Annotated in this window: 24 protein-coding genes; 13 read left to right on the forward strand and 11 right to left on the reverse strand. The window is 38.8% G+C overall.

Features of this window, described 5'->3' with window-relative positions:
- The coding region (locus OB69_RS18710; RefSeq protein ID WP_394324654.1) for a VOC family protein at positions 1-264 on the forward strand (264 nt) is incomplete at its 5' end.
- A gap of 156 nt (positions 265-420) precedes the next feature.
- Here the strand turns inward: OB69_RS18710 and OB69_RS11610 are convergent.
- Together OB69_RS11610 and OB69_RS11615 are read right to left on the reverse strand one after the other, a co-directional pair.
- A complete protein-coding gene (locus tag OB69_RS11610) occupies positions 421-1,992 on the reverse strand; it encodes a PQQ-dependent sugar dehydrogenase (RefSeq protein WP_053223907.1) in 1,572 nt (523 codons plus the stop codon).
- A gap of 105 nt (positions 1,993-2,097) precedes the next feature.
- Positions 2,098-3,117, reverse strand: coding sequence for a helix-turn-helix domain-containing protein (locus OB69_RS11615; protein ID WP_053223908.1), 1,020 nt, complete (start codon positions 3,115-3,117; stop codon positions 2,098-2,100).
- A 203-nt stretch (positions 3,118-3,320) separates the two neighbouring features.
- Here OB69_RS11615 and OB69_RS11620 point away from each other — a divergent pair, with 203 nt between their 5' ends.
- The 7 genes from OB69_RS11620 to OB69_RS11645 all read left to right on the forward strand — a co-directional run bounded on the left by OB69_RS11620 (position 3,321) and on the right by OB69_RS11645 (position 6,615).
- Positions 3,321-3,608, forward strand: a complete 288-nt coding sequence (locus OB69_RS11620; RefSeq protein ID WP_053223909.1) for a type II toxin-antitoxin system TacA family antitoxin — start codon at positions 3,321-3,323, stop codon at positions 3,606-3,608.
- Positions 3,608-4,111 carry a GNAT family N-acetyltransferase gene (locus OB69_RS11625; protein ID WP_053223910.1) on the forward strand — a complete coding sequence of 168 codons (504 nt, stop codon included), beginning with the start codon at positions 3,608-3,610 and terminating at the stop codon, positions 4,109-4,111. Before OB69_RS11620 ends, OB69_RS11625 begins: the two co-directional genes overlap by 1 nt.
- A gap of 192 nt (positions 4,112-4,303) precedes the next feature.
- A complete protein-coding gene (locus OB69_RS11630; protein ID WP_053223911.1) occupies positions 4,304-5,314 on the forward strand; it encodes a hypothetical protein in 1,011 nt (336 codons plus the stop codon).
- Between the two features lie 15 nt (positions 5,315-5,329).
- Positions 5,330-5,527, forward strand: coding sequence for a hypothetical protein (locus OB69_RS18605; protein ID WP_157608559.1), 198 nt, complete (start codon positions 5,330-5,332; stop codon positions 5,525-5,527).
- 118 nt (positions 5,528-5,645) lie between these two features.
- Positions 5,646-5,939, forward strand: coding sequence for a type II toxin-antitoxin system HigB family toxin (locus tag OB69_RS11635; protein WP_053223912.1), 294 nt, complete (start codon positions 5,646-5,648; stop codon positions 5,937-5,939).
- 1 nt (position 5,940) lies between these two features.
- The gene (locus tag OB69_RS11640; protein WP_053223913.1) at positions 5,941-6,297 is read left to right on the forward strand and encodes a helix-turn-helix domain-containing protein; all 357 of its coding nucleotides are present in this window, start codon (positions 5,941-5,943) and stop codon (positions 6,295-6,297) included.
- Between the two features lie 30 nt (positions 6,298-6,327).
- Positions 6,328-6,615 (forward strand): addiction module antidote protein, encoded by a 288-nt coding sequence (locus OB69_RS11645; protein ID WP_053223914.1) that lies wholly within the window; start codon positions 6,328-6,330, stop codon positions 6,613-6,615.
- Between the two features lie 27 nt (positions 6,616-6,642).
- Here the strand turns inward: OB69_RS11645 and OB69_RS11650 are convergent, their stop codons facing one another.
- From OB69_RS11650 to OB69_RS11675, 6 genes are all read right to left on the reverse strand, one after another.
- Positions 6,643-9,291: an ABC transporter permease gene (locus tag OB69_RS11650; RefSeq protein ID WP_053223915.1), complete on the reverse strand. Its 2,649-nt coding sequence runs from the start codon at positions 9,289-9,291 to the stop codon at positions 6,643-6,645.
- Between the two features lie 4 nt (positions 9,292-9,295).
- On the reverse strand, positions 9,296-9,628 hold the full coding sequence (locus OB69_RS11655; RefSeq protein ID WP_053223916.1) for a PadR family transcriptional regulator: 333 nt from the start codon (positions 9,626-9,628) through the stop codon (positions 9,296-9,298).
- Between the two features lie 89 nt (positions 9,629-9,717).
- Positions 9,718-10,581, reverse strand: coding sequence for a DMT family transporter (locus OB69_RS11660; RefSeq protein WP_053223917.1), 864 nt, complete (start codon positions 10,579-10,581; stop codon positions 9,718-9,720).
- A 78-nt stretch (positions 10,582-10,659) separates the two neighbouring features.
- Entirely contained in the window at positions 10,660-11,157 is a 498-nt protein-coding gene (locus OB69_RS11665) for a hypothetical protein (protein WP_053223918.1), read from the reverse strand.
- Between the two features lie 110 nt (positions 11,158-11,267).
- A complete protein-coding gene (gene nadC / locus OB69_RS11670; protein ID WP_053223919.1) occupies positions 11,268-12,125 on the reverse strand; it encodes a carboxylating nicotinate-nucleotide diphosphorylase in 858 nt (285 codons plus the stop codon).
- A 31-nt stretch (positions 12,126-12,156) separates the two neighbouring features.
- A complete protein-coding gene (locus OB69_RS11675) occupies positions 12,157-12,588 on the reverse strand; it encodes a DUF4783 domain-containing protein (RefSeq protein WP_053223920.1) in 432 nt (143 codons plus the stop codon).
- 112 nt (positions 12,589-12,700) lie between these two features.
- On the opposite strand from OB69_RS11675, the gene gpmI reads away from it, so the two are divergent.
- Both gpmI and OB69_RS11685 read left to right on the forward strand, forming a co-directional pair.
- Entirely contained in the window at positions 12,701-14,218 is a 1,518-nt protein-coding gene (gene gpmI / locus OB69_RS11680) for a 2,3-bisphosphoglycerate-independent phosphoglycerate mutase (protein ID WP_053223921.1), read from the forward strand.
- Positions 14,215-14,796, forward strand: coding sequence for a hypothetical protein (locus tag OB69_RS11685; RefSeq protein WP_053223922.1), 582 nt, complete (start codon positions 14,215-14,217; stop codon positions 14,794-14,796). The genes gpmI and OB69_RS11685 overlap by 4 nt, the downstream gene beginning before the upstream one ends.
- A 1-nt stretch (position 14,797) precedes the next feature.
- On the opposite strand, the gene OB69_RS11690 is transcribed toward OB69_RS11685, so the two are convergent.
- Entirely contained in the window at positions 14,798-15,724 is a 927-nt protein-coding gene (locus tag OB69_RS11690) for a universal stress protein (protein ID WP_053223923.1), read from the reverse strand.
- Positions 15,725-15,870: 146 nt separating this feature from the next.
- Here OB69_RS11690 and OB69_RS11695 point away from each other — a divergent pair, with 146 nt between their 5' ends.
- Complete coding sequence (locus tag OB69_RS11695) at positions 15,871-16,197, forward strand: DUF6787 family protein (protein WP_245620807.1); 327 nt, start codon at positions 15,871-15,873, stop codon at positions 16,195-16,197.
- An 83-nt stretch (positions 16,198-16,280) separates the two neighbouring features.
- Positions 16,281-16,703, forward strand: coding sequence for a Fur family transcriptional regulator (locus tag OB69_RS11700; protein WP_053223925.1), 423 nt, complete (start codon positions 16,281-16,283; stop codon positions 16,701-16,703).
- On the opposite strand, the gene OB69_RS11705 is transcribed toward OB69_RS11700, so the two are convergent.
- Positions 16,704-16,850, reverse strand: a complete 147-nt coding sequence (locus tag OB69_RS11705) for a hypothetical protein (RefSeq protein ID WP_245620808.1) — start codon at positions 16,848-16,850, stop codon at positions 16,704-16,706.
- Positions 16,851-17,008: 158 nt separating this feature from the next.
- Positions 17,009-18,502, reverse strand: a complete 1,494-nt coding sequence (locus tag OB69_RS11710; RefSeq protein WP_053223927.1) for a sodium:proton antiporter — start codon at positions 18,500-18,502, stop codon at positions 17,009-17,011.
- A 756-nt stretch (positions 18,503-19,258) separates the two neighbouring features.
- Between OB69_RS11710 and OB69_RS11715 the strand changes: the two genes are divergently transcribed.
- Positions 19,259-20,536 (forward strand): hypothetical protein, encoded by a 1,278-nt coding sequence (locus OB69_RS11715; protein ID WP_053223928.1) that lies wholly within the window; start codon positions 19,259-19,261, stop codon positions 20,534-20,536.
- Positions 20,537-20,542: the final 6 nt, after the last annotated feature.

Genomic DNA, 20,542 nt, shown 5'->3' on the forward strand with positions numbered 1-20,542 from the left:
GTACTAGTTTTGGGGGAGCTTACAGGAATAATTGACCGAACGAATGAAATTGTTCCGAAAGATTTTCAAAACAATCTACAAGGATTCTATGTGACATTTGTAGTTAACAATGTGGACGAAATATTTAGAATTGCCGAATCGGAAAAATTTGAAATTATTAGCGAACCGAAAGACACGTTTTACGGACAAAGACGACTACTATTGAAAGACCCGAACGGAACTTTAGTGGACATTTCTTCACCGATAAAAGACTTTAAATTTTAGAATAAACAGATCAGATTGCAAACTTGAACCAGTAGAAAACCAATTTGAAACAACAGCGTGTATAAAACATAGCTATTTCAGACTTTTCCAAGATGTTTGTGTGTATTTACAAAGTCCGCCAATTTCTTAGAGAATCACGCCTCTCTACTCCTCTTCTTAACGCTTACCGTTAAACACCCGAATTAGTTTGCCGTCTTCTTCATCTGAAAGTAAATAGAGTTGACCTGCGGGTGAAACTACTGCTTTTCTTAACCTCACCCTGCTATTGATGAATAGTTCTTCGGCACTTATGATTTTATCACCATCAACCACCATTCTCCACAAGCTGCCTTTACTCAATCCGGGCACAATCAGATTTCCCTTCCATAATGGAAATTCAGCGCCTGAGTAAAAGGTCAGCCCGGTTGGTGCCACAGTATGATCCCATGAATATACTGGGTCGGTAAAAGTAGCTCCTGGAATAGTTTTTGGTTGGTAATCCGTTCGGTAACTGCCTGTAGTAACATTTGGCCATCCGTAGTTTGCGCTTGGCTTCAGAATATTCAGTTCATCTCCTTGATTTGTACCATGTTCACTAAACCAAATATCGCCCGTTTCTGGGTGTATGGCCAGGCCCTGCGAGGCACGAATACCAATGGCAAACAAACCTTTAATCGCACTTGGCCCAAAATCAGGATTGTCTTTTGGAATGCTTCCATCAGGATTAATTCTAATAACTTTTCCACGTTTGTCTTTTACATCTTGTGCAACTGGAATTTCAGGGTTCATATACTCAAAGAAGTTGCGCTCGCCAATGGTAATGTATAGCTTTCCATCGGTTCCGAAGATCATACCTCCTCCATAGTGATAAAGCCCATGCACATAAGGTTCTGCTACAAAAAGTGTCTCCACCTCTTTCAGCTCATTGCCAATCAGCTTTCCACGAATAAATTTGGTGGTGCTGGCGCGCGCTTTATTCTCAGCAGCATAGGACATATATACATAGTTATTTTGGTCAAAACTTGGGTCAAGGAGCACCTGAAACCAGCCAGCGTTGGCGCTTAGAGTTTTGGCATGAAGACTATTAGGGAAAATGCCTTTCTCGAATTTGGTAGTGTCAATTTCCACAGCCCTTGCCACATCCTTGGGTAATCCGGAAATGACTTTCCGTTGTTTGGTTTCCAAATTAACACGAAGAAGGCTGCCATCCTTTTCAGCAATAAGCACATCCTTTTCTGAAATAAAGGTCATGCTCCAAGGTTTGTTGAGCCCTGTCAGTACCACTTCCTTTGCTGGGTTTGGTGTAAACTCTTCTGGTGCTTTAGGAATCGGTCCGGCTGAAGTGGCCTTGCCCACAATTTTCCACTGACCAAGGATTTTTTTAAGTAAGAGTAAATCATGATATCGATTTCCAAAAGAAGGAATATCGATCTCCAATTTGGCATAAGCCACATCTCTCACAATCTCAATGCCGATGATTTTTGATGGTCGATTATTCAGCGTACCTGGTGCTCTGCGGCCATACAATGCAGCATATTCTTCAGAGGTCATATAATAGGCCGAGTCGGTTCCATTATAAAGAAACATTCGGGTGCCCGGGTGGAAAGCCATGGCTATCGAATCTGGATAGTTATACTGGGTACCCACAATAAATTGATTGAGCGTTTTCGTGATTTGCTGATGATCTGTTTGGGCAAAACACGGGCTAATACTTATTACAGCGAGAAAGATGAATGCTTTAATTTTCATTGGATGAATTGATTTGTTCGTCCAAGATTACGAGCAGTACCGTCAAGAAATCGAATGAAACGGAGATAAGAAGTCCAGAATGATCATTCTGGAGTAATTTGTAGCTTATGCCACCAGTTGATGGCTCTTTCTATACTCCGAGGGGGTAGAATTCGTGATCTTTTTGAATGCATCAAAAAAAGATGATTTGGAGCTAAAGCCTGCTTCAAAGCCGATGCCCTCCAGCGAAAGTTCATGCCTAGTATGAATTAATTGCTGTGCTTCTTTTACTCTAAACTCTTTTACATATTGCGCAAAGCCATATCGGTACTCTTCATTCAATAGTTTGGACAAACTGTGTTTCGTAAGACCAGCCTGCACAGCCAAGTCATCCAGTTTGAGTTTCTGATTGATATATGGTTTTTGTGTATCCATGAGGACATTCAGTTCCTCCAATTTTTTTGAGGCATCTGCAAGAGGTTGGTCGGTAGATTTAGGGGAGAAAAACTTGCTGGAAATCAACATCCTGCCCAAGAGAAAATATAAGGTGAAGGAAAAAATAAGCGCCCCCCATATGTAGGTAAACAAACCATATAGCGCCATCTGATAAGTCAAATTGATGATGAGCAGCGCAATGGTGAGTATGGCCAAATGCTGCTGTGACTTAGTCATTGTGGAGGGCTTGAGTATTACTGTTTTCAGCATTTTTACAGCGTAATACAAACCCAATAATGTGAATACAGCCCAATTGATATAGATTCCATAAACCACATAACCTCTCCATATGGCGGGCTGCGTTCGGTAAGGGAAGATTAAACCTACGCTTACAATAGATACCAAAAGGAGCAAGAGCAGCAGAGCATCCTTAGTATGAATTTTCCGATGTTGCTTGTAAATGGCTTTGGTGTAGAGGTAAAAGAATGGCCCAATAAAAGTACAGGCAGAAAGCCCAATTTGAAGAATCAGTAAGTCTACATTATCTTCAAAATAATAGAAAACAGATTTACCAATCCGTAAGCTCAATGCCAATAACAGACCGCCCAAATAGGCATTCGCTACTTTATTCTGGTTGCGAAAAACCAGAAAAACACCAATCAATAATCCGTTGATTACCCCCAAACTGGAGAGCAAATAAAGTACTGACATCTTGAGGTTTTAGAATGATAGGATAAAGATAGAAAAAGACTGCTTCTATGTAACGGTTCTGTTTAGGGTAGGTTGGTGTTGGGTTTATAAGAGAGGTGTTATTATGATTAAAGTTTGTTCAATTCTAAACTTAGTACGCAAGATCAACGTACAGTAATTTGTATGGTACGGATATTGAACGTACGTTTGTAAAAAGTAATAGTATGTCTACAAAAGAATTAAATGCCAAAGACGCGAGGTTTGACACTCGACTTCCTAAAGAACAAAAGGCTTTTTTCGAAAGGGCTGCTCGCTTAGGTGGTTATCGAAATCTGACTGATTTTGTAGTGATCGCTGTTCAGGAGAAAGCGAAAGAAATCATGTTGGAGCGAGAACGTATAATTGCTTCTCAAAAAGATAGTGAAATCTTTTTTGACGCGGTATTAAATCCAAAAGCACCCAATGAAGCGCTTTCTCAAGCGGCTAAAGAATTTAAAGCACTTTTTGATTAATGGGCCAAATATCAGAGCCTTTAAATTCAACACATAAGAAGGCTGACTTTTCTTGTGGGAAAGAGCTGTTAGATTCTTACCTCCACAAGCAAGCAAATCAAGATATTAAGAGAAAGCTTTCTGCTTGTTTTGTTATTACTGAAACAGAAACTAGTTTAATCAAAGGTTACTATACCCTATCAAATAGTAGTGTCCCATTAGAGTTTATTCCCGATCACATACAGAAAAAATTACCCCGCTCTTATGACTCCATCCCTACAACTTTACTAGGTCGATTGGCCATTGATAATAGATTTCAAGGACAAGGGATTGGAAAGTTAATCTTAATTGATGCCCTGAAAAGAAGTTGTGAAATATCTAAAACCATTGGTTCATTTGCCGTAGTGGTTGACCCCATTGATCAAGATGCAGAGCACTTTTATACCAAGTACGGATTTATAAAACTCCCCGATAGCGGAAAAATGTTCTTGCCCATGAAAACGATTAGTCAACTATTTGAGTGAAAAACTTTGGGTGCCAAAAGGTACTATTACCCTACTAACAATGACCTTTTTAAAGGAGTACGTTTTCCAATTATAAGCTAGCCAGTGACTGTTATACATTGTATATCATTTATATACGTCATAAAAATGAATATATTTATGGCTATCCGTCACATTTGTGACGGATACATAATTTAAGGTCAAATTCACACCATGGAACATTTTTCTTTCATATCTGAAAAGGGAAAAACTTCTTTGCCTTCAAAGGAAGAAATTGATCAGATGGTGGAAACTAATCAAGAACGCTACGCATTAGTTTTAGATAGCTCCGTTTGCCTTGAAATAATAAATTTGGTCAACTATAAAAGCTCAGCTCGTGTAGACAAACAGAAAATATTTAATCTGCTGGAATATGTACAGACCCATGATGTAGTACAAATTTCAATGTTTGCTCTTATTGAACTGTGCTATGACCGTCTAACCCTTGATATTAATGAAGAGAAATTTTGGGAATTTAAAAACAAACTAGATTTTGCATTTAGTTATAAAAATAAGCTATTCAGGCAGTTGAAATACGACTACAATACTGAGTATATAATCAACAGATGGCCACAGCTAAAAATCACGTCAATCAAACCTCTAACCGAACAACTCAACATTTCTTATGCCGCGCTTTTAAAAATTCGAGAAATTGCAACGAGTCAAGGATTATCCAAACAAACTGCAGAAAAAAACATCACACAATTCATTGATTGGATGACTTACGATTTGGATTTTATTATTGGAACTGAATATTTTCTGGCAATCCAAGTCTTTGGTGGAAACTCTGAATTTAGAACAATGATTAAACTTGATTCTAGCAAGGAGAAGACATTAAAAGTACTTTTGGGAACGGCATGGGATTTATTTCATGCGAGAGCCAGTCGAAACAGAACTCAACTAACAAAAATTGTTGGCAAGCCCGCATTTCCGATATTTGTAACAAAGGACAAACGGCTTTTCGATTTACTTTCACCAACTGTAATCTTACAAACAGAGTTGGGTTCCACAAAGCTTTCACTTACGCATGAAAATTTAACGCCCCCACATTATTCAGATTCTTTCATGAACACTTTGAACACAGAAATGCTGACCCGAACCAAAGAACGTTTGTATAACAAAAATGAACCAGATATGGTGAGAGTAAAGACAATGATAAAAGAGCTAGAAAACAACCTGACCTAACAAGCACTATCGGTTATGCGCCAAACTGCCTCTTTGCCAGTATCATCGGTACTTGCCCGCGGACATGCGCTTTCTGATCCTTTATTGCTTTTGGATACTTCTGTGCTTCTGGATTATGACTTTTGGAACACAATTTTCACAGATGTCGTAGTGCGTGTTGGGCATTTCCATTATTTTAGTTTACCTGCCAACTGTGGGCACACAAGCCGATAGTTAGTCGTTAAATCAAGAACTTCAAAGCATTCTCTTACTTCCCTTCTGACAAATCCTATTACTCACCTGTTACCAATTTGGTAACTTTTGATTATCTTTGTCGTAGATAGAATGAAAAATGAGAGTAATCGCTAAAAAGATACTTCGTGATTTCTGGACACTTCATGCTGATTCTGAAGACCAACTAAAGACATGGTACAAGGAAGCTTCGAAAGCATCGTGGAGTAATCCCGTTGATATCAAAGAAGAATATGCAAAAGCGAGCATACTCAAAGGTGGGCGAATTGTTTTCAATATCTGTGGAAACAAGTATCGGTTGGTGGTAGATATTAACTACTTGAGGCAATGGGTTTTTATTAGGTTCATTGGGACGCATTCTGAATATGACAAAATAGACGCAAATACTATTTAAGATGGAAATCAAAGTAATCAAGACGGAACTGGACTACAATCAAGCGCTTAAAAGATTTGAAGCAATCTTTCATGCTCCCGAGAAAACTCCAGAGGGCGATGAAGCAGAAATACTTTCAATATTAATAGAGAAATACGAGGACGAACACTATCCAATAGATGCTCCTGACCCGATCGAAGCTATTAAATTTAGAATGGAACAAATGGAAATGAGTAATAATGATTTGGCTCATATTCTTGGATACAAAAGCCGCGTATCAGAGATATTTAGTCGTAAAAGAAAACTCACACTCAAAATGATTCGAAACTTGCATACAAAGCTGAATATTCCCTATGAGTCGTTGATGACTGACTACTGAAAGCCAGAGCCTTTTTTAGAATAAAACAAAATGACACACACAGAATTCACCAAGTTTGATATTGCTGAATACCTAGAAGACGATGCTTCAATTGCCGAGTATTTGAATACCGTTTTAGAAGACGGGGATACCGAAGATATTCTATCCGCTCTTGGACATGTCGCTAAAGCACGAGGAATGACAAAGATAGCTGAAGAAACAGGCCTTAGCAGACCAAGCTTATATAAGGCATTATCGAAAGGCTCCAAGCCACAATTTGACACAATCCTTAAAGTACTTCGAGCAGTTGGGGGCAACTTGAATATCCCTACTACATAACCTTTTTATTTGCCTTGTCTTAAAAACCTACTCACTCCTCAACGCATTTACTGGGTTGCTTTTTACTGTTTTCATTGAAATAAGTGTTATGGTAAAGCCAATCAAGAACAGCACCGCTATTGCAGTAAGCACATAGGCCAAAGGATCTATTCCAATTTGGTAAGTGAAATTGCTGAGCCAGTCTTTCATAAAATATACGGAAACAGGCACGGCAATCAGCAGCGAAACACCAGCAATTAACAGGTACTTAAAGTTCATCAGCCATAGAATTTGAGAAGCCGAAGCTCCCATAATTTTACGGATGCTGATTTCCTTTACGCGCTGTTTAATCACAATGGAGATAATGCCCAAGAGTCCACCGCAAGCCAATAGAATGGAAATGGCCGAAAGCAAAGTAATGAGCGTCAGCGTGCGTGATTCTTCCTTGTACAAGTCCTGTATTTCGGTATCTAAAAATTGATAACTGAACTGACCATCCGCAATTACCTCTTTATAATCGGCTTCAATTTTAGAAACCGTTTGGCTGAGGTCAGTCGGGTTTACTTTTACCAACATAAAGTTAGAGTTCAGCGGTTGCATCAGCATAATCATCGGCCTGATAGGTTCATGCAATGATCTGAAATGGAAGTCTTCTACTGTCCCTACAATAGTGCCTTTCACCAAGTTTTCATTGTCTGCCCAAACCAATTGTTTGCCAATTGGGTCTGTGAGATTCAATTGGTTGATGGCCGATTGATTCAGCACAAAAGAACGTCCTGCGGAATCTGCAGCGTATGCTTTACTCAGCATTCTGCCTTCCAAAACCTTCAGTCCAAGTACTTCAGCCACATCATCGTCCACAAACATTTCAGAAGCATCCACACTTTCCGAAGGGTTGTTTTCAGCATAAATCGGATGTTGGTTAAATTGCCCTCCAGGAATATTGGACACGGCAGAAGCTCCGGTGACAGCTGAGTTTTTGAGTAATTCAGTTTTAACCAGTTTCGTTCTTGGGTCATAACCATCCACTTCCAAAACCATCAGGTTGTCTTGCTTAAAGCCAAGGTCTTTTTCCTTTAGAAAAGTGATTTGATGTTTTATGACTAAGCTGCCGCTAATCATCACAATGGCCGCAATCAACTGCACTGCCAAAAGGCCATTTCTAACATTATTACCACCCAGTTTGCTCAGTTTTAAGCCTTTCAGAATTTGTCCCGCTTCAAAAGAATTGAGGTAGAATGAAGGATAAATGGCCGATAAAAGTGCGGTCACAATGGTGATTGAAAGCAAAAGCAAAATAACATCTGTTTGGTATAAATCCGTCACCGAAACGTTTCCATTGACCAATTGATTGAAGGGAGCTTCCAGCATATACATGGCCACAAAAGAAAGCACAAGCGCCAAAAAAGTAGTGAACAGCGCTTCGAAAATGAATTGCGAAAATACCTGAGATTTGTAGGCTCCCAAAGTTTTCTTCACCCCAACTTCCTTGAGTCTTTGCGCGGCTTTGGCTGTGTTCAAATTCACGAAATTAATGATAGAAATGAGTAGAATGAACAAAGCGCTGATACCATAAATAAGCAGGTAGCTATAACTGCCGTTGGCTTCCAGTTCCCAGCGAATATTCGAATGCAAGTGAATGCTTTGGACAGGCTGTAACTCAAATTTCAAATCGCCAGCTTTCAGAGAAGCCAAGCTTTCTTCTCCCCAGTCTAAATACTTGGGTGCCCAATCAGGAATTTTCGCTTCAAAAGCTTTTGCATCGGTTCCGGGAGCTAGTTTCAAATAATTGAAATGACCAAAATCATCCCACGACATCCACGGATCGTTAAACTGCAATGACTTCAACGTTACATAAGAAATCAGGAAATTATAATGGAAATGTGAGTTTTTCGGAGCGTCTTCAATCACCGCAGCCACTTCCAGCATATCTGGATTTCCCATGAACGAAAGCGTTTGACCCACAGCTTCTTCATTTCCAAAATAGCGTTTGGCCATAGATTCGGAAAGAATTATTCCGAAAGGCTTTCGCAATGCTTTATCTGGGTTTCCTTCCACAGCCTTAAAGCTGAAAACATCGAAAAAGGTACTGTCGGCAAAATAACCGTTGGGTTCGTTAAAGCCCACCTCGCGTTTTTCGTTCCGAAGTGGAATGGTAGTTTTGGTAAGTCCAGGGCCATAAATTGGCGAAATACTGACCGCATCAATCACTTCAGGAAAATCGTTGACCAGCGCCTGTGCCATTGGGTGAGGTGTTCTGGTTTGAGGGTTTTCGTTCATCCATGCTATGCGATAAATGTCGTCAGCGTTATCGAGAAAAGAATCGTAAGACGACTCGTATTTGATGTGGGAATAGATGAATCCGCATACGCAAAAGGCCACAATAAGCCCTAGCAAATGGAAGCTGGTTTGCAGTTTTTGGCGGAGCATTCCGCGCCAAGTAAATTTGAAATAGCTTCTGTACATGATGATTGTATTTGAGTTTTGACCGAGTTTTTTGATGGCAAAGGGGCGTAAAAAATTAAGCATGTGAAACCAGTAATAAAGGTTCGCTACCCGTTTCGTTTTCTCTTCCCTTTGGCCTTGGTAGTATTCGTATAAATCGCCTTCTATTTCTTCAAGAAGGTTTTTCTTGCAAACAAGCGAAAGCAGCTTGACAGCGAGTTTTGGTGGTTCATATGTTGGTTGGAGCCCCACGAGATTACACTATTTTTAGGGCCATTTCTGGAATTTGGCTGAAAAGAGAGTTTCTCAATTCGTGGTTTTTTTCAAGGGCTTGTTTGCCGCTAGCGGTAATCTTAAAAAGGCGCTTTCGTCTACCTCCACGTTCGTGAGTGCCTTCGGCCAATTCAGATTCTAAAAAGCCTTTTTCTTCGAGCCTACTAAGAGCAGAATGTACTGCGCCAATTGCAACTTTTCGCTTGGTTTGATTAATGATTTCCTCGCGGATATTCAGGCCGTAAGCTTCTGGAAATAATACGCCTACCACCAACAATACCAGCTCTTCAAATTCACCTAATTGCGTTCCTTTCATTTTCCAAATTTCGTATTTGTAGAACAAGCATAATCAAAATCTACAAATATGAAAATTGGATGTACTAAAAATTAGGAAGAAGAATTGATTTAAGCCCTTTGAGCTCTCTTACTCTTTCTTCTACTGATGAATACACCCAAAACATTAGCAGAAATAATCAATGCCGCGCCTACGATTTTCTGAGCAGGCATAGCTTCATCTAAGAAAATAAAGCTGGTAACCATGGCGATTGGCGTACCCAAATAGAAAATAAGGCTTGTGTTGGTTGGCGGCAAAATGGTGGAGGCACGCAGCCATAAAGTATGTGCGCCTACTGTACATATGGTGCCGAGAATTGCTAGGTAAATCCAGTCTTGTTGGGTCAAATCCCAATTGGATTCGAATGACATGGGCAGAAAAACAACAAGTGCGAAAGTGTATTGACCAAATGCCCTTGTCAAGGAGTCGATATGCTGGTTTTTACGTTGAATAAAAGGCAGAATGGCAAAAAAGGCCGCACTAACCAAACCAATTAGAATTCCCGTTGTAAGGTTATTTTTTAAATCGAAAGCGGGTACGATTAAATAGATACCGAATAAGGCTATTAAGACTGCGGTAATTTCATAAGGCGATGGTTTTCTTTTGTTAATCGCCCAGTCTAAGTAAATCATGTGTAGCCCAAATGACGAGACCGAGAGAATGGCCATGGACGGAGTGGCAAGTTTTACACTTATGAAGTAAGTGATCCAGTGGCCTCCGAAAACTAAACCAATGAGAATAAGTGCCTTCCAATCTTTTTTAGTGAGCTTTTTAAGGTTCTTATTTCCTGCCAAGAAAAACAAAAAACTTGCGCCAATCACTAAGCGCACCAAGCCAATAGTTACCGCATTGGCAGAAACTTCCTTGATAAAAATTGGGGTAATGCCAAAGAGAAAAACGGCAATCAATCCCTCGATGTAGTAACGTGATTTCAATTTTTTGAATTAGGTAGCAAATAACGAAAAAAGCACGGCTATTAGATAACCGTGCTTTTAGTAAGGTATTAACCTTTCTTATTTCTCTGTTTGCTCTTTTTGACCTTTAATCAAGCCCTTACGTCTCATAATTGTCTCTACGAATTTTACTTCGTTTTGAGTTTTGAAAACAGTGTAAGGGAACATCATCATTTGTGCTTTGTTTACCACAAGCACAAATTGCTTTTTGTCCATCCAAGCGTATTTGATTTGCTCCCATTTCATGGGCATACCTTGCTTAGAATTCATTTTGATTAAAATCTGACGGCTGTCAATTTCGTAAGAAAGCTTATCGAAAAGCATTTTACTTTGTTCTAACTGGGTGACTCCCGTAAACTGAATAAGCCAAAAAAGTAGATACAATACATAGGCAATCAAAGCGCCAATCCACCACCAGTTTGAAGGTATAACGAAGGCCATGGCTGAAATGCCAATAGCAATTAAAACCACCCACCATTGCTCTTTAAGGATGTTTCTCATCCCCGCACGGATGTAAGCTTTTTTATCTAAAGCGTATTTTTTTGTTTTTACAATCATGATAATTTACCTGCTAACTCGCACAGTGTCGAAAAAGGAACACAAACATAATGATCAAAACCAAGGCTTCAATCATTAACACTAAAAAATTGCGTTTCTTAACTTTCAAATTATTCTGCTTTCAGGCTTATGTCCAGGCTTTTTGCCGAATGGGTAAGTGCACCAACGGAAATATAGTCTACTCCAGTTTCTGCTACTGCCCCAATGGTCGATTCGATAATGCCACCGGAAGCTTCGGTTTCTAAACGGCCATTAATTAAAGCCAAAGCTTCGCTCATTAATGCTGGGCTCATGTTATCGAGCATAATTCTATGTACGCCTTCCAAGCTCAAAACCTCTTTAACTTCCTCTAAGTTACGGGTTTCTACTTCAATTTTAAGGTCGCGCCCCGTGCGTTCTAAATAGTCTTTTGTTGCAGATACTGCCTGAGTTATTCCGCCAGCAAAATCGTTATGGTTGTCTTTCAGCATGATCATATCATACAAGCCAAACCTGTGGTTTACGCCTCCGCCAATAAAAACAGCCCATTTTTCCATCAGCCTAAAATTAGGGGTGGTTTTTCGGGTGTCTAAAAGTTTTGTTGAGGTGTGAGAAATCAGAGAATTCAGCTTATTGGTGTAAGTCGCAATGCCGCTCATGCGCTGCATACAGTTGAGCATTAAGCGTTCACCAGACAAAATGGTCCTTGAGCTGCCGTGGATCCGCATGATGATGTCGCCTTTTTTGACTACATCGCCATCTTTTACCAAGGCCTCTACTTTAATAGAAGGACTTAATTTTTTGAAAATGATTTCGGCCAATTCCACACCAGCAATAATGCCGCTGTCTTTCATAAGCAGATACGCTGAGCTTTCTGCGTTTTCTGGAATTGATGCTAATGATGAATGATCGCCATCGCCAATATCTTCGGCTAAAGCGTTTTCAATAAACTGATCGAGAGATTTTTCTGTAATGTATTTCGGCCACATAGGCCAAAAATACTAAATAGATTGCAAGGGCTTATCGGTCTTCGGTAAATTCAAGGCGATAGATTTTATAGTCTGCTTTATATTTCTTTGCCCTTAGAACAACTCTATATTTTTTGTTTCTCGAAACGTAAGAACCAATGGCATAAATAATTCCTCCATCTGAATTTCCTTCGTGAATAAACTCTGTGGAATCAGCAGGGTTTTTCTGAAAAAATTGCTTCAGAACAATCTCTGCTTGGTTGGTGCTATAATCCTTTTTTTCGTTGTCGAGTTTAATTTCAACTCTTTCGTGTAGGTATTTTACAAGCTCTCGCGAGCTCGAAGACTTCAATGCCTCTTGTACGTTTTTTATCAATTTTTCTTCTGGTGTTTGCGCAAAACCCGTAAAGGTGCTGAACACTAGCAAAAGAGACATGAAAGTAATAACGATGTTTTTATTCCTCATTTTTAGTGACTTAGCCATTAGTTTAACGAAAATAATGCCAATTATTACTCTCCTTAGGTTAGTTCAGAATCAAATTAATACAATCACTTTGGACTTACAAACCAGATCATAATAATATATATTTGCCCCCATGGAAAAACGCGTTCTCTTAATGATCTTAGACGGTTGGGGTTTAGGTACCGATTCTACCGTTTCTGCCATTGATCATGCCAAAACTCCCGTAATCGATTCACTTTATAGTAAGTATGCTCATTCTAAATTAGAAGCTTCTGGTTTAGCGGTTGGTTTGCCGGCTGGCCAAATGGGAAATTCCGAAGTAGGCCATATGAATATTGGGGCTGGTAGAGTTGTTTACCAAGATTTGGTGAAGGTGAATAAGGCTGTGGAAGAAAACACTTTGGCTGACAATCCAAGCTTGAAAGCCGCTTTGAGTTATGCCAAGACCAATTCCAAGAAAATACATTTTTTAGGTTTACTTTCAGATGGTGGGGTTCATTCTCACATCAACCATTTAAAAGCCCTACTCAGCATTGCAGGCGATCAAGGTTTGAAAGATGTTTTTGTACATGCTTTTACTGATGGCCGAGATACTGACCCAAAAGGAGGTATAAAGTATATGGCTGACCTAGAGGCGCACATGGAAAAAACTACCGGAAAAGTAGCTTCTGTGATTGGTCGGTATTATGCCATGGACCGTGATAATCGCTGGGAAAGAATAAAACTGGCTTATGATGCCATGGTTAAAGGAGCTGGTGTAAATTCAGAAAATATATCTGAAAGCATAGCTAAATCATATATTGAAGGCGTTACCGATGAGTTTATTATTCCAATTATTCATACAGAAAATGGTGCTCCATTGGCTACAATTGAGGAAGATGATGTAGTCATCTACTTCAATTTCAGAACGGATAGAGGAAGGGAAATTACCCAAGCACTTACTCAGCGTGATTTTCCTGATCAGGAAATGAAAGCCATGAAACTTTACTTCGTTACCCTCACAAATTACGATGACTCATTCAGTGGTGTAAAGGTGATGTTTGATAAAGATAACTTGAAAAACACCTTAGGCGAGGTAATTTCCGAAGCAGGTAAAAAGCAAATCAGAATTGCTGAAACAGAGAAATACCCACATGTTACCTTCTTCTTTAGCGGTGGGCGTGAGGTTCCGTTTAAAGGTGAAAAAAGAATTTTATGTCCTTCGCCAAAAGTGGCCACTTACGATTTGCAACCAGAAATGAGTGCGAATGATATTAAGGACGAAATTGTAATAGAGTTAGATAAAAGGGAAGTGGATTTTGTCTGTCTCAATTTTGCTAACCCTGATATGGTAGGGCATACTGGTGATTTTGATGCAGCTGTAAAAGCTTGCGAAACGGTAGATAAATGCGCTGGAGAAGTGATTGATTCAGCCTTGAAAAACGGATATACCACAATAGTAATTGCCGACCATGGTAATTCAGATATTATGGTAAACCCAGATGGTAGTCCAAATACTGCACATACAACGAACTTGGTTCCTTGTATTCTCGTTGACAAGGAATTGAAGCCTCAAATGAAAGATGGTAAATTGGGCGATTTGGCCCCAACCATTTTAACCTTAATGGGGCTTGAAATTCCAGAAGAAATGAGCGGAGATATACTCTTATGAAATTGAAAAATCTAGTGTTTTTACTTTCTCTAATGCTGTTTGGTTGTACAGTAGGCCAGAAGTCTGAACCCATACGAACAGGCACTTACTTTGACCTTGTCGAGTTATTAGACGAACAAATTGCTAAATTTGAAGCAGAGAAACCTGTTTTGACCAAGGAGCTTAATGTGAGCGGAGAAACGGATAGGGTAACAATTCAGCTAGATTCTGCAAAACAATGGAAAGAGGAGTTAGGGCTGTTTTATCAGGCCGATATCAATAAATTAGGCTTGGAAACTTCTTATACCACAGAAGAGCTTTCAACCGGGGTAAACACAAAAAAAGTGATTGATTCGGCCAAAAATGAAAGGCCAGCTGTTCGGTCAATTGAATATAATTATACTGACGACCAGTTGGTAAGCATTCGCATTATAATTAGAGACAAAAACCCAATCTATAAATTTGAAAAAGAGCTCAATCTCTATTTCCAAAATGAACAAGGAAAATCAATTTTGAGCTCTTTTACTATTTCTGGAGATCAGAACATGATCTTAAAAGATGAACTAAGTTATAGCCTAAAAGCTACAATTGGTAAATAGGTTACAAGCGGAACAGTGCCTCAAGTAGGCTTAGGTTCTCTTTCCCTTTCTTTACCAAGAACAAAGGAATATCACCACTTTCATAAACTAATTTTTCGGCAACACTACCAATTAAAAAGGCAGCTGCACTGGTACGTCCTTTTGATCCAAGAATGATTAAGTCTACACCTTTTTCCGAAGCGGTTTTATAAATTTTATCCGCGGGGTGTGGGTCATCATCTAGGGCAAAAGTATGTTCAAACTTTACATTGCCAAGCTCCATTTTCTTGAAGAATTTCTCGGAATCCTTTTTAGTGTTCTCAAGCATTATTTCAGCGAATTCTTCATAATTCTTGCCTGATTTGTGGTAACCAGTTGGAACTCTATAAATGTGGTTACTCATTAGCATGGCACCCGTTTGCTGTTGAATTCCCATGCCTATTTCAAAAGCCATTTGAGAATGCTCTGAATAATCAATTGGGATTAATATTTTATTAAGTTCAAGTTTTGGGTTTTCTGGTACATAAATTACTGAAGAAGGTGAGCTCTTCGCGATTTTGCTTGAATTCAAGCCTGCATTAGAGCGGTGATGCTTTCGGCCCAAAATCATAAGGTCAATTACTTTGACTTTGGCCATTTTTAGCACTTCTTCAGTCACTTTTCCTGTAGCTACTTTTATTTGGACATCGCAACCTTCTGGACAAACAAAATTCTCCTGCACTTTAGCATTTATTTCATGCTCCAGCGTTTCGTCTAGTGGTGCAACTAGGTCAGGGTATTTCTCTTGAATCTCTGCAGGTAGCTCTAATGATTCGGCTACATGCAAAAAGTAAACAGAATTAATTTCAAAAACGCGTGCTATCATTGACGCATATTGGATAAGGCCTTTATCCATTTCGGTTAGGTCTAAACAGACCATCATTCTCTGAAACTTGCTTAAATCGTACATCTTTAATCAGGAAATTTGTTGATGTAATTTATTGAAATAATTAGCCCATACCCACGTATTTGAGGTTTTTTTGATAAGGTTTTATTTATGGTTGGTGATTGGTATCAACATGCCTAACTTCGTGCGCTTTTAAAAAGGTAAAAGGTTTGGCAAATACGCAGTTTTTAGAGAAGATGAAAGAGCGATGGAATCTCAATTCGCTCATTCAGGTGGTTTTAGTGTTGGTTGTATTTTCACTTACAGGTACATCTGTTGTGTTTTTAAAGCCATATGTTTTTCAGCTTTTTGGTATTGAAAGCCTTACAGGCATTAAAGGCGTTTTTTTATACCTGCTCTTAATTCCACCCTTGTATCAAATTCTGCTCTTATTTTATGGAACCCTACTAGGCCAGTTTAGTTTTTTTTGGAAGTGGGAGAAGAAGACATTCAATTCAATAGGAAAACTTTTTAGAAAGAGAAAAAAGAAAGTTTAATACTTTGATGCCTATCTGCCCAATAAATAAGGAACTTAAAATTTGGATGTAGCATTCTACTTTCTAATAACTATCTTTATTACGTGGACAATCATATTAAAGAACTTTTAAGAGATCACGCCTTAAGGCTTACACAAGGTAGGGCAGATATTATTGATGTTTTTCTAAATCATCAAGTGGCCGTTTCTCATTCTGATATTGAGCTGGCTGTAGATGGAAAGTACGATAGGGTTACAATTTATAGAACTCTGAAATCTTTTTTAGACAAAGGGTTAATTCATAAAATACTCGATGACAAAGGTGGAATTCGCTATGCACTCTGTGCCGATACTTGTTCTGAAGGAAGTCATCAGCATAATCACATTCATTTTAAATGTAATAAATGTGAGCAAACCACTTGTTTGGAGCACGTTGAAATTCCGGTAGTGAAGTTACCTCGAGGCTTTACGGGCGAAGAAAGTAATTTTTTAATTACGGGTATTTGTGATAAATGTAAGCAGCAGTAATTAGTATGCTTTTTCGGGCTTTCGTTTTTTCACCAAAGGAGAGTCAGGCCAAACTACACCAGGAGGTAAATTAATATGTGGAGGTATAAACTCACTTACGCCTCCTTCATCATCATCTGTACCATTATTCACCTTTCTCCTTTTCATAAGCTGAAATGTCAAATACGTTAGAATTACGTAAGTGAGGCCGCTTAAAATTAGATCGAAGTAAATACTATTCATTTCAAAACATCAGAGAAATGAAGTTACAAAATGTTTCTACATAAAATCAATAATGCTGCAGTCTTTCCTACTTTACATTTAACCTAATGGGTAAAGAAAATAAGCCAAATAACAAATAGTATTGGTAAGAGAATAGGTATAGAATACCTTAATATATAGCCAAAGAATGAAGGCATATGAATCCCCATTTGTTCAGCAATAGACTTTACCATAAAGTTAGGGCCATTACCTATGTAGGTCATAGCTCCGAAGAACACCGCACCAAGTGAGATGGCGATTAATTTAGATACAGAGTCATCATAAACACCTCCTACTGCATAATCATGTACATTACTGATTACTGCAATATCGCCCCCTTGCGAAGCCATAGCTGCTGCCAAGAAGTTTAAGTAAGTAGGCGCGTTATCTAGAAATCCAGAAAGAATTCCTGTTCCCCAGTACAAGGTGTTGTGCGTAATAAGAGCAGTACCTGTTTCTGACTGAGCAAACTCACTTACCAGAGCTAATGCTGGCATCATTGTACCGAAAATTCCAATAAAGATAAAGGCGACTTCACGAATTGGTTCAAAATTGAATTCATTCCCTTTAATGGCTCGTTTGTCGGCAAACCGGTAAGATAGAAAGCCCACAGTGAACATTATCAATTCGCGAATAAACGAGAACTTCTGGCCGTGATAGTGAATGGCAGGAACGCCTTCAATTACGTTTGGATCAATAAAAACAGAAGCAATAATAATGGCTAGCCAAATAAAGTTTCTGGAACCAAGAATAGTAGTTTTATTAGTGAAGGTTGAAATCTCTTCTAAGTCTTCATCAGTATTACGTTTATCAAAAATGTAGAACACTATTGATAACATACCTAAAGCAGTTGCCCACGGGATAATATTATGTTCAAGCGTCCAACCAAAAGGTACGCCCTTCAAAAAGCCAAGGAATAAGGGAGGGTCACCAATAGGGGTTAAAGCTCCACCCACATTACTTACCATAAAAATAAAGAATATGATATGGTATGGCTGAATTCTGCCTTTATTCAAACGAACAAAGGGTCTAATCAAAAGCATTGATGCTCCTGTGGTACCAATAAGGTTAGAAATAACAGCACCAATGAGTAATAGGCCTACATTGGTGATAGGAGTGGCTTTTTTATCCACATCAATCATTATTCCACCAGAAGCAATGTATAACGAAGACAGCAAAGCTATAAACTGCACGTATTCGGCAAGTGCATGTACAGGATGGTTTACATCACCAACCCCAAACAAATAATACAAAACGACAATTGCGGCCAATGAAACCGCAATAATGGGGTAGTTCTTATGCCAAAAATGCTCGTAAAATAATGGGCCTGTGGCAATCATTATCAGTAACAAGGCAAATGGAATTACTGACCAACCCGCTGGAGATACATGCTCTTCGTCAGAAGATGCATCAGCAGAATCGTCAATTGAAACCGCTGGCAGTTCTTCTGTGGTTATAGCAGTAACTGAAATTTCAGGCTCAAGCCCATTCATAGTTTCAGTTTTGGCTATAAAAACCATAAACAACATGCACAATGTTAGTAGTAGTCTGTTTTTCATTAAAGTCGCTGTGTGTCGCTAAAGTATACTTCTGATTCGAGAATACAAATTCACTTTGTAGATTTTGGGCTAAGATAAGCATTAGTGGTAAAACCAATGTTAATCAAAAATCAAATTCTAATGGACAAAGAAAATGTTCAACTCGATATTTAAAATTCTTAAACTTATGAGGCAATGTGCTCTAAGCTGGCTCTAAAGTTTAAACAAGCCTTTACTTATTTCTAGGCTCAATTTTAGATGATTGTGTGATTGACCAAAGGATATTTATTCGAAAGGCAAAAATAAAAATCAGTAGGTTAATCAATCAATCCCGTGACTATTCTTTATGAATGCCAATGGTGTAGCCTTACGCAATAGCCGTTCTATAGGTTATGAAAAATTATTACCGAAGAAAATTCTATGGGGTGATCGGATAAGCTATACTGTATTTGGTTAAAATTAAGTGTGACAAAAAATTGTCACGACCAATTTATTCAACTAACTTTATAGTCGATCCTCTGCGATAAGTTCTAAAAGTTGCTTAGTATGCTCGGTGTTTTGCGGTTAGTTTTAGCGATTTGAAAGACTATTAAAAGGTGTTTGTAAGTCTGCCTGAGCGATGAACTGAGGCTATTTTCACAATTTTGGTTAAAAATGCCTGATTTTAAGGTGATTATTGATATCCCTTTTTATAAAGGTTTGAATCTAAAAGAAAAGCTGACATATTTGTAACCCTCAAATTAGTGCTCGTTGGACTGAATGTGTTTAGGTTAAGCAATGCTCAAAAATATCATTAAATATTCGGCCCTTTTAGGGGCATTTTTATTCTGTGCTCCTCTTAAGGCGCAGTTTACTCAAAGTTCTTATTCTGCTTTTGGAATAGGTGACATAAACTGGGGCGGTTACTCCCAAAATGCGGGAATGGGAGGTTTCGGCATTAGTTACAACAACAGGTTTTATGTAAACAACCTCAACCCTGCTCTGATTGCCTCTAACTATGACGCAGTCTTTCAGATAGAGGCTTCTTTTGATTCAAGAACCTATAACAATGGCGACAAGAGCTATAGCTCGTTTACAGGTGGATTCAAAGATTTTGGATTTTCATTACCCATTAAATATGGTAAATGGAATATGGCCTTAGGAATAAGCCCTTATACATCTGTTAGTTATGGTATTCTTCAAACCACTACTGGGCCAGATAATACAACCTTGTTATCTCAATTGGATGGTAACGGTGGTATAGACGAGGCTTTCATGACTCATGCGCTGAGGCTTGGGGATTTTATGATAGGCCTTAAAACCTCATACTTATTTGGTTCTATCGAAAGAGACACCGAATATCTTTTAACGGGTATTCCAGCAATTACCTTTAGTAGCACGATTTATAATGAAAGAAGAAGTTTCTCGGATGTTACAGCCAATGTTGGTTTGGCTTATAAACTGAAGTTTAACGAAAGGCAGTCACTGAATTTTGGAGCGTTCTATAATTTAGAGGCCAATATTAGAAGTAGAAATCTAACTAGATTAGAGAGCCAAGATATTAACGGAAATGTTCTCTCGAGTGATACCCTTAAGAATAACATTGATTCAAAAATCTCTATTCCTCAACGCATTGGTTTTGGTATCTCATATGAAAAATCACAGAGGTTTGCAGTCGGGATTGATATACAAACTCAAGCATGGAGTCAGTACTTGAATGAATCTGGCCAAACAGGTTCTGAATTCGGAGATGCCTTTAGAATTGCCGTTGGTGGAGAATTATTACCAAACTACGAAGTTTCAAAGGCTGGCCCCAGAATAACCTATAGATTCGGGGTTCATTACGAGAGGACTCCTTACTTAGTCAATTCACAAGAGGTAAACGACTTTGGTATAAATTTTGGAACGTCATTACCGCTGAGCGGAATATGGGGTGTTTCAAACGTAAACTTAGGAGCTACCTTTGGAAATAGAGGTAACGTAACCGATGGGTTAATAAGAGAAAACTACCTTAAGTTGAGCATTGGATTTAGCTTGCAAGACCAGACATGGTTTGCAAGACAAAAGTATAATTAAACTACA

The organism is Roseivirga seohaensis subsp. aquiponti (assembly GCF_001267955.1).
GTDB lineage: Bacteria > Bacteroidota > Bacteroidia > Cytophagales > Cyclobacteriaceae > Roseivirga > Roseivirga seohaensis.

Bases quoted from the DNA above. Each gene is read 5' to 3' on its own strand.
- OB69_RS11690 (WP_053223923.1), bottom strand. From the start codon at position 15,724: ATGTACGATTTAAGCAAGTTTCAGAGAATGATGGTCTGTTTAGACCTA.
- OB69_RS11620 (WP_053223909.1), top strand. From the start codon at position 3,321: ATGTCTACAAAAGAATTAAATGCCAAAGACGCGAGGTTTGACACTCGA.
- OB69_RS11675 (WP_053223920.1), bottom strand. From the start codon at position 12,588: ATGGCTAAGTCACTAAAAATGAGGAATAAAAACATCGTTATTACTTTC.
- OB69_RS11640 (WP_053223913.1), top strand. From the start codon at position 5,941: ATGGAAATCAAAGTAATCAAGACGGAACTGGACTACAATCAAGCGCTT.
- OB69_RS11705 (WP_245620808.1), bottom strand. From the start codon at position 16,850: ATGAAAAGGAGAAAGGTGAATAATGGTACAGATGATGATGAAGGAGGC.
- OB69_RS11655 (WP_053223916.1), bottom strand. From the start codon at position 9,628: ATGAAAGGAACGCAATTAGGTGAATTTGAAGAGCTGGTATTGTTGGTG.
- OB69_RS11645 (WP_053223914.1), top strand. From the start codon at position 6,328: ATGACACACACAGAATTCACCAAGTTTGATATTGCTGAATACCTAGAA.
- OB69_RS11710 (WP_053223927.1), bottom strand. From the start codon at position 18,502: ATGAAAAACAGACTACTACTAACATTGTGCATGTTGTTTATGGTTTTT.
- OB69_RS11630 (WP_053223911.1), top strand. From the start codon at position 4,304: ATGGAACATTTTTCTTTCATATCTGAAAAGGGAAAAACTTCTTTGCCT.
- OB69_RS11715 (WP_053223928.1), top strand. From the start codon at position 19,259: ATGCTCAAAAATATCATTAAATATTCGGCCCTTTTAGGGGCATTTTTA.
- nadC (WP_053223919.1), bottom strand. From the start codon at position 12,125: ATGTGGCCGAAATACATTACAGAAAAATCTCTCGATCAGTTTATTGAA.
- OB69_RS11625 (WP_053223910.1), top strand. From the start codon at position 3,608: ATGGGCCAAATATCAGAGCCTTTAAATTCAACACATAAGAAGGCTGAC.
- OB69_RS11615 (WP_053223908.1), bottom strand. From the start codon at position 3,117: ATGTCAGTACTTTATTTGCTCTCCAGTTTGGGGGTAATCAACGGATTA.
- OB69_RS11685 (WP_053223922.1), top strand. From the start codon at position 14,215: ATGAAATTGAAAAATCTAGTGTTTTTACTTTCTCTAATGCTGTTTGGT.
- OB69_RS11610 (WP_053223907.1), bottom strand. From the start codon at position 1,992: ATGAAAATTAAAGCATTCATCTTTCTCGCTGTAATAAGTATTAGCCCG.
- OB69_RS11665 (WP_053223918.1), bottom strand. From the start codon at position 11,157: ATGATTGTAAAAACAAAAAAATACGCTTTAGATAAAAAAGCTTACATC.
- gpmI (WP_053223921.1), top strand. From the start codon at position 12,701: ATGGAAAAACGCGTTCTCTTAATGATCTTAGACGGTTGGGGTTTAGGT.
- OB69_RS11635 (WP_053223912.1), top strand. From the start codon at position 5,646: ATGAGAGTAATCGCTAAAAAGATACTTCGTGATTTCTGGACACTTCAT.
- OB69_RS18605 (WP_157608559.1), top strand. From the start codon at position 5,330: ATGCGCCAAACTGCCTCTTTGCCAGTATCATCGGTACTTGCCCGCGGA.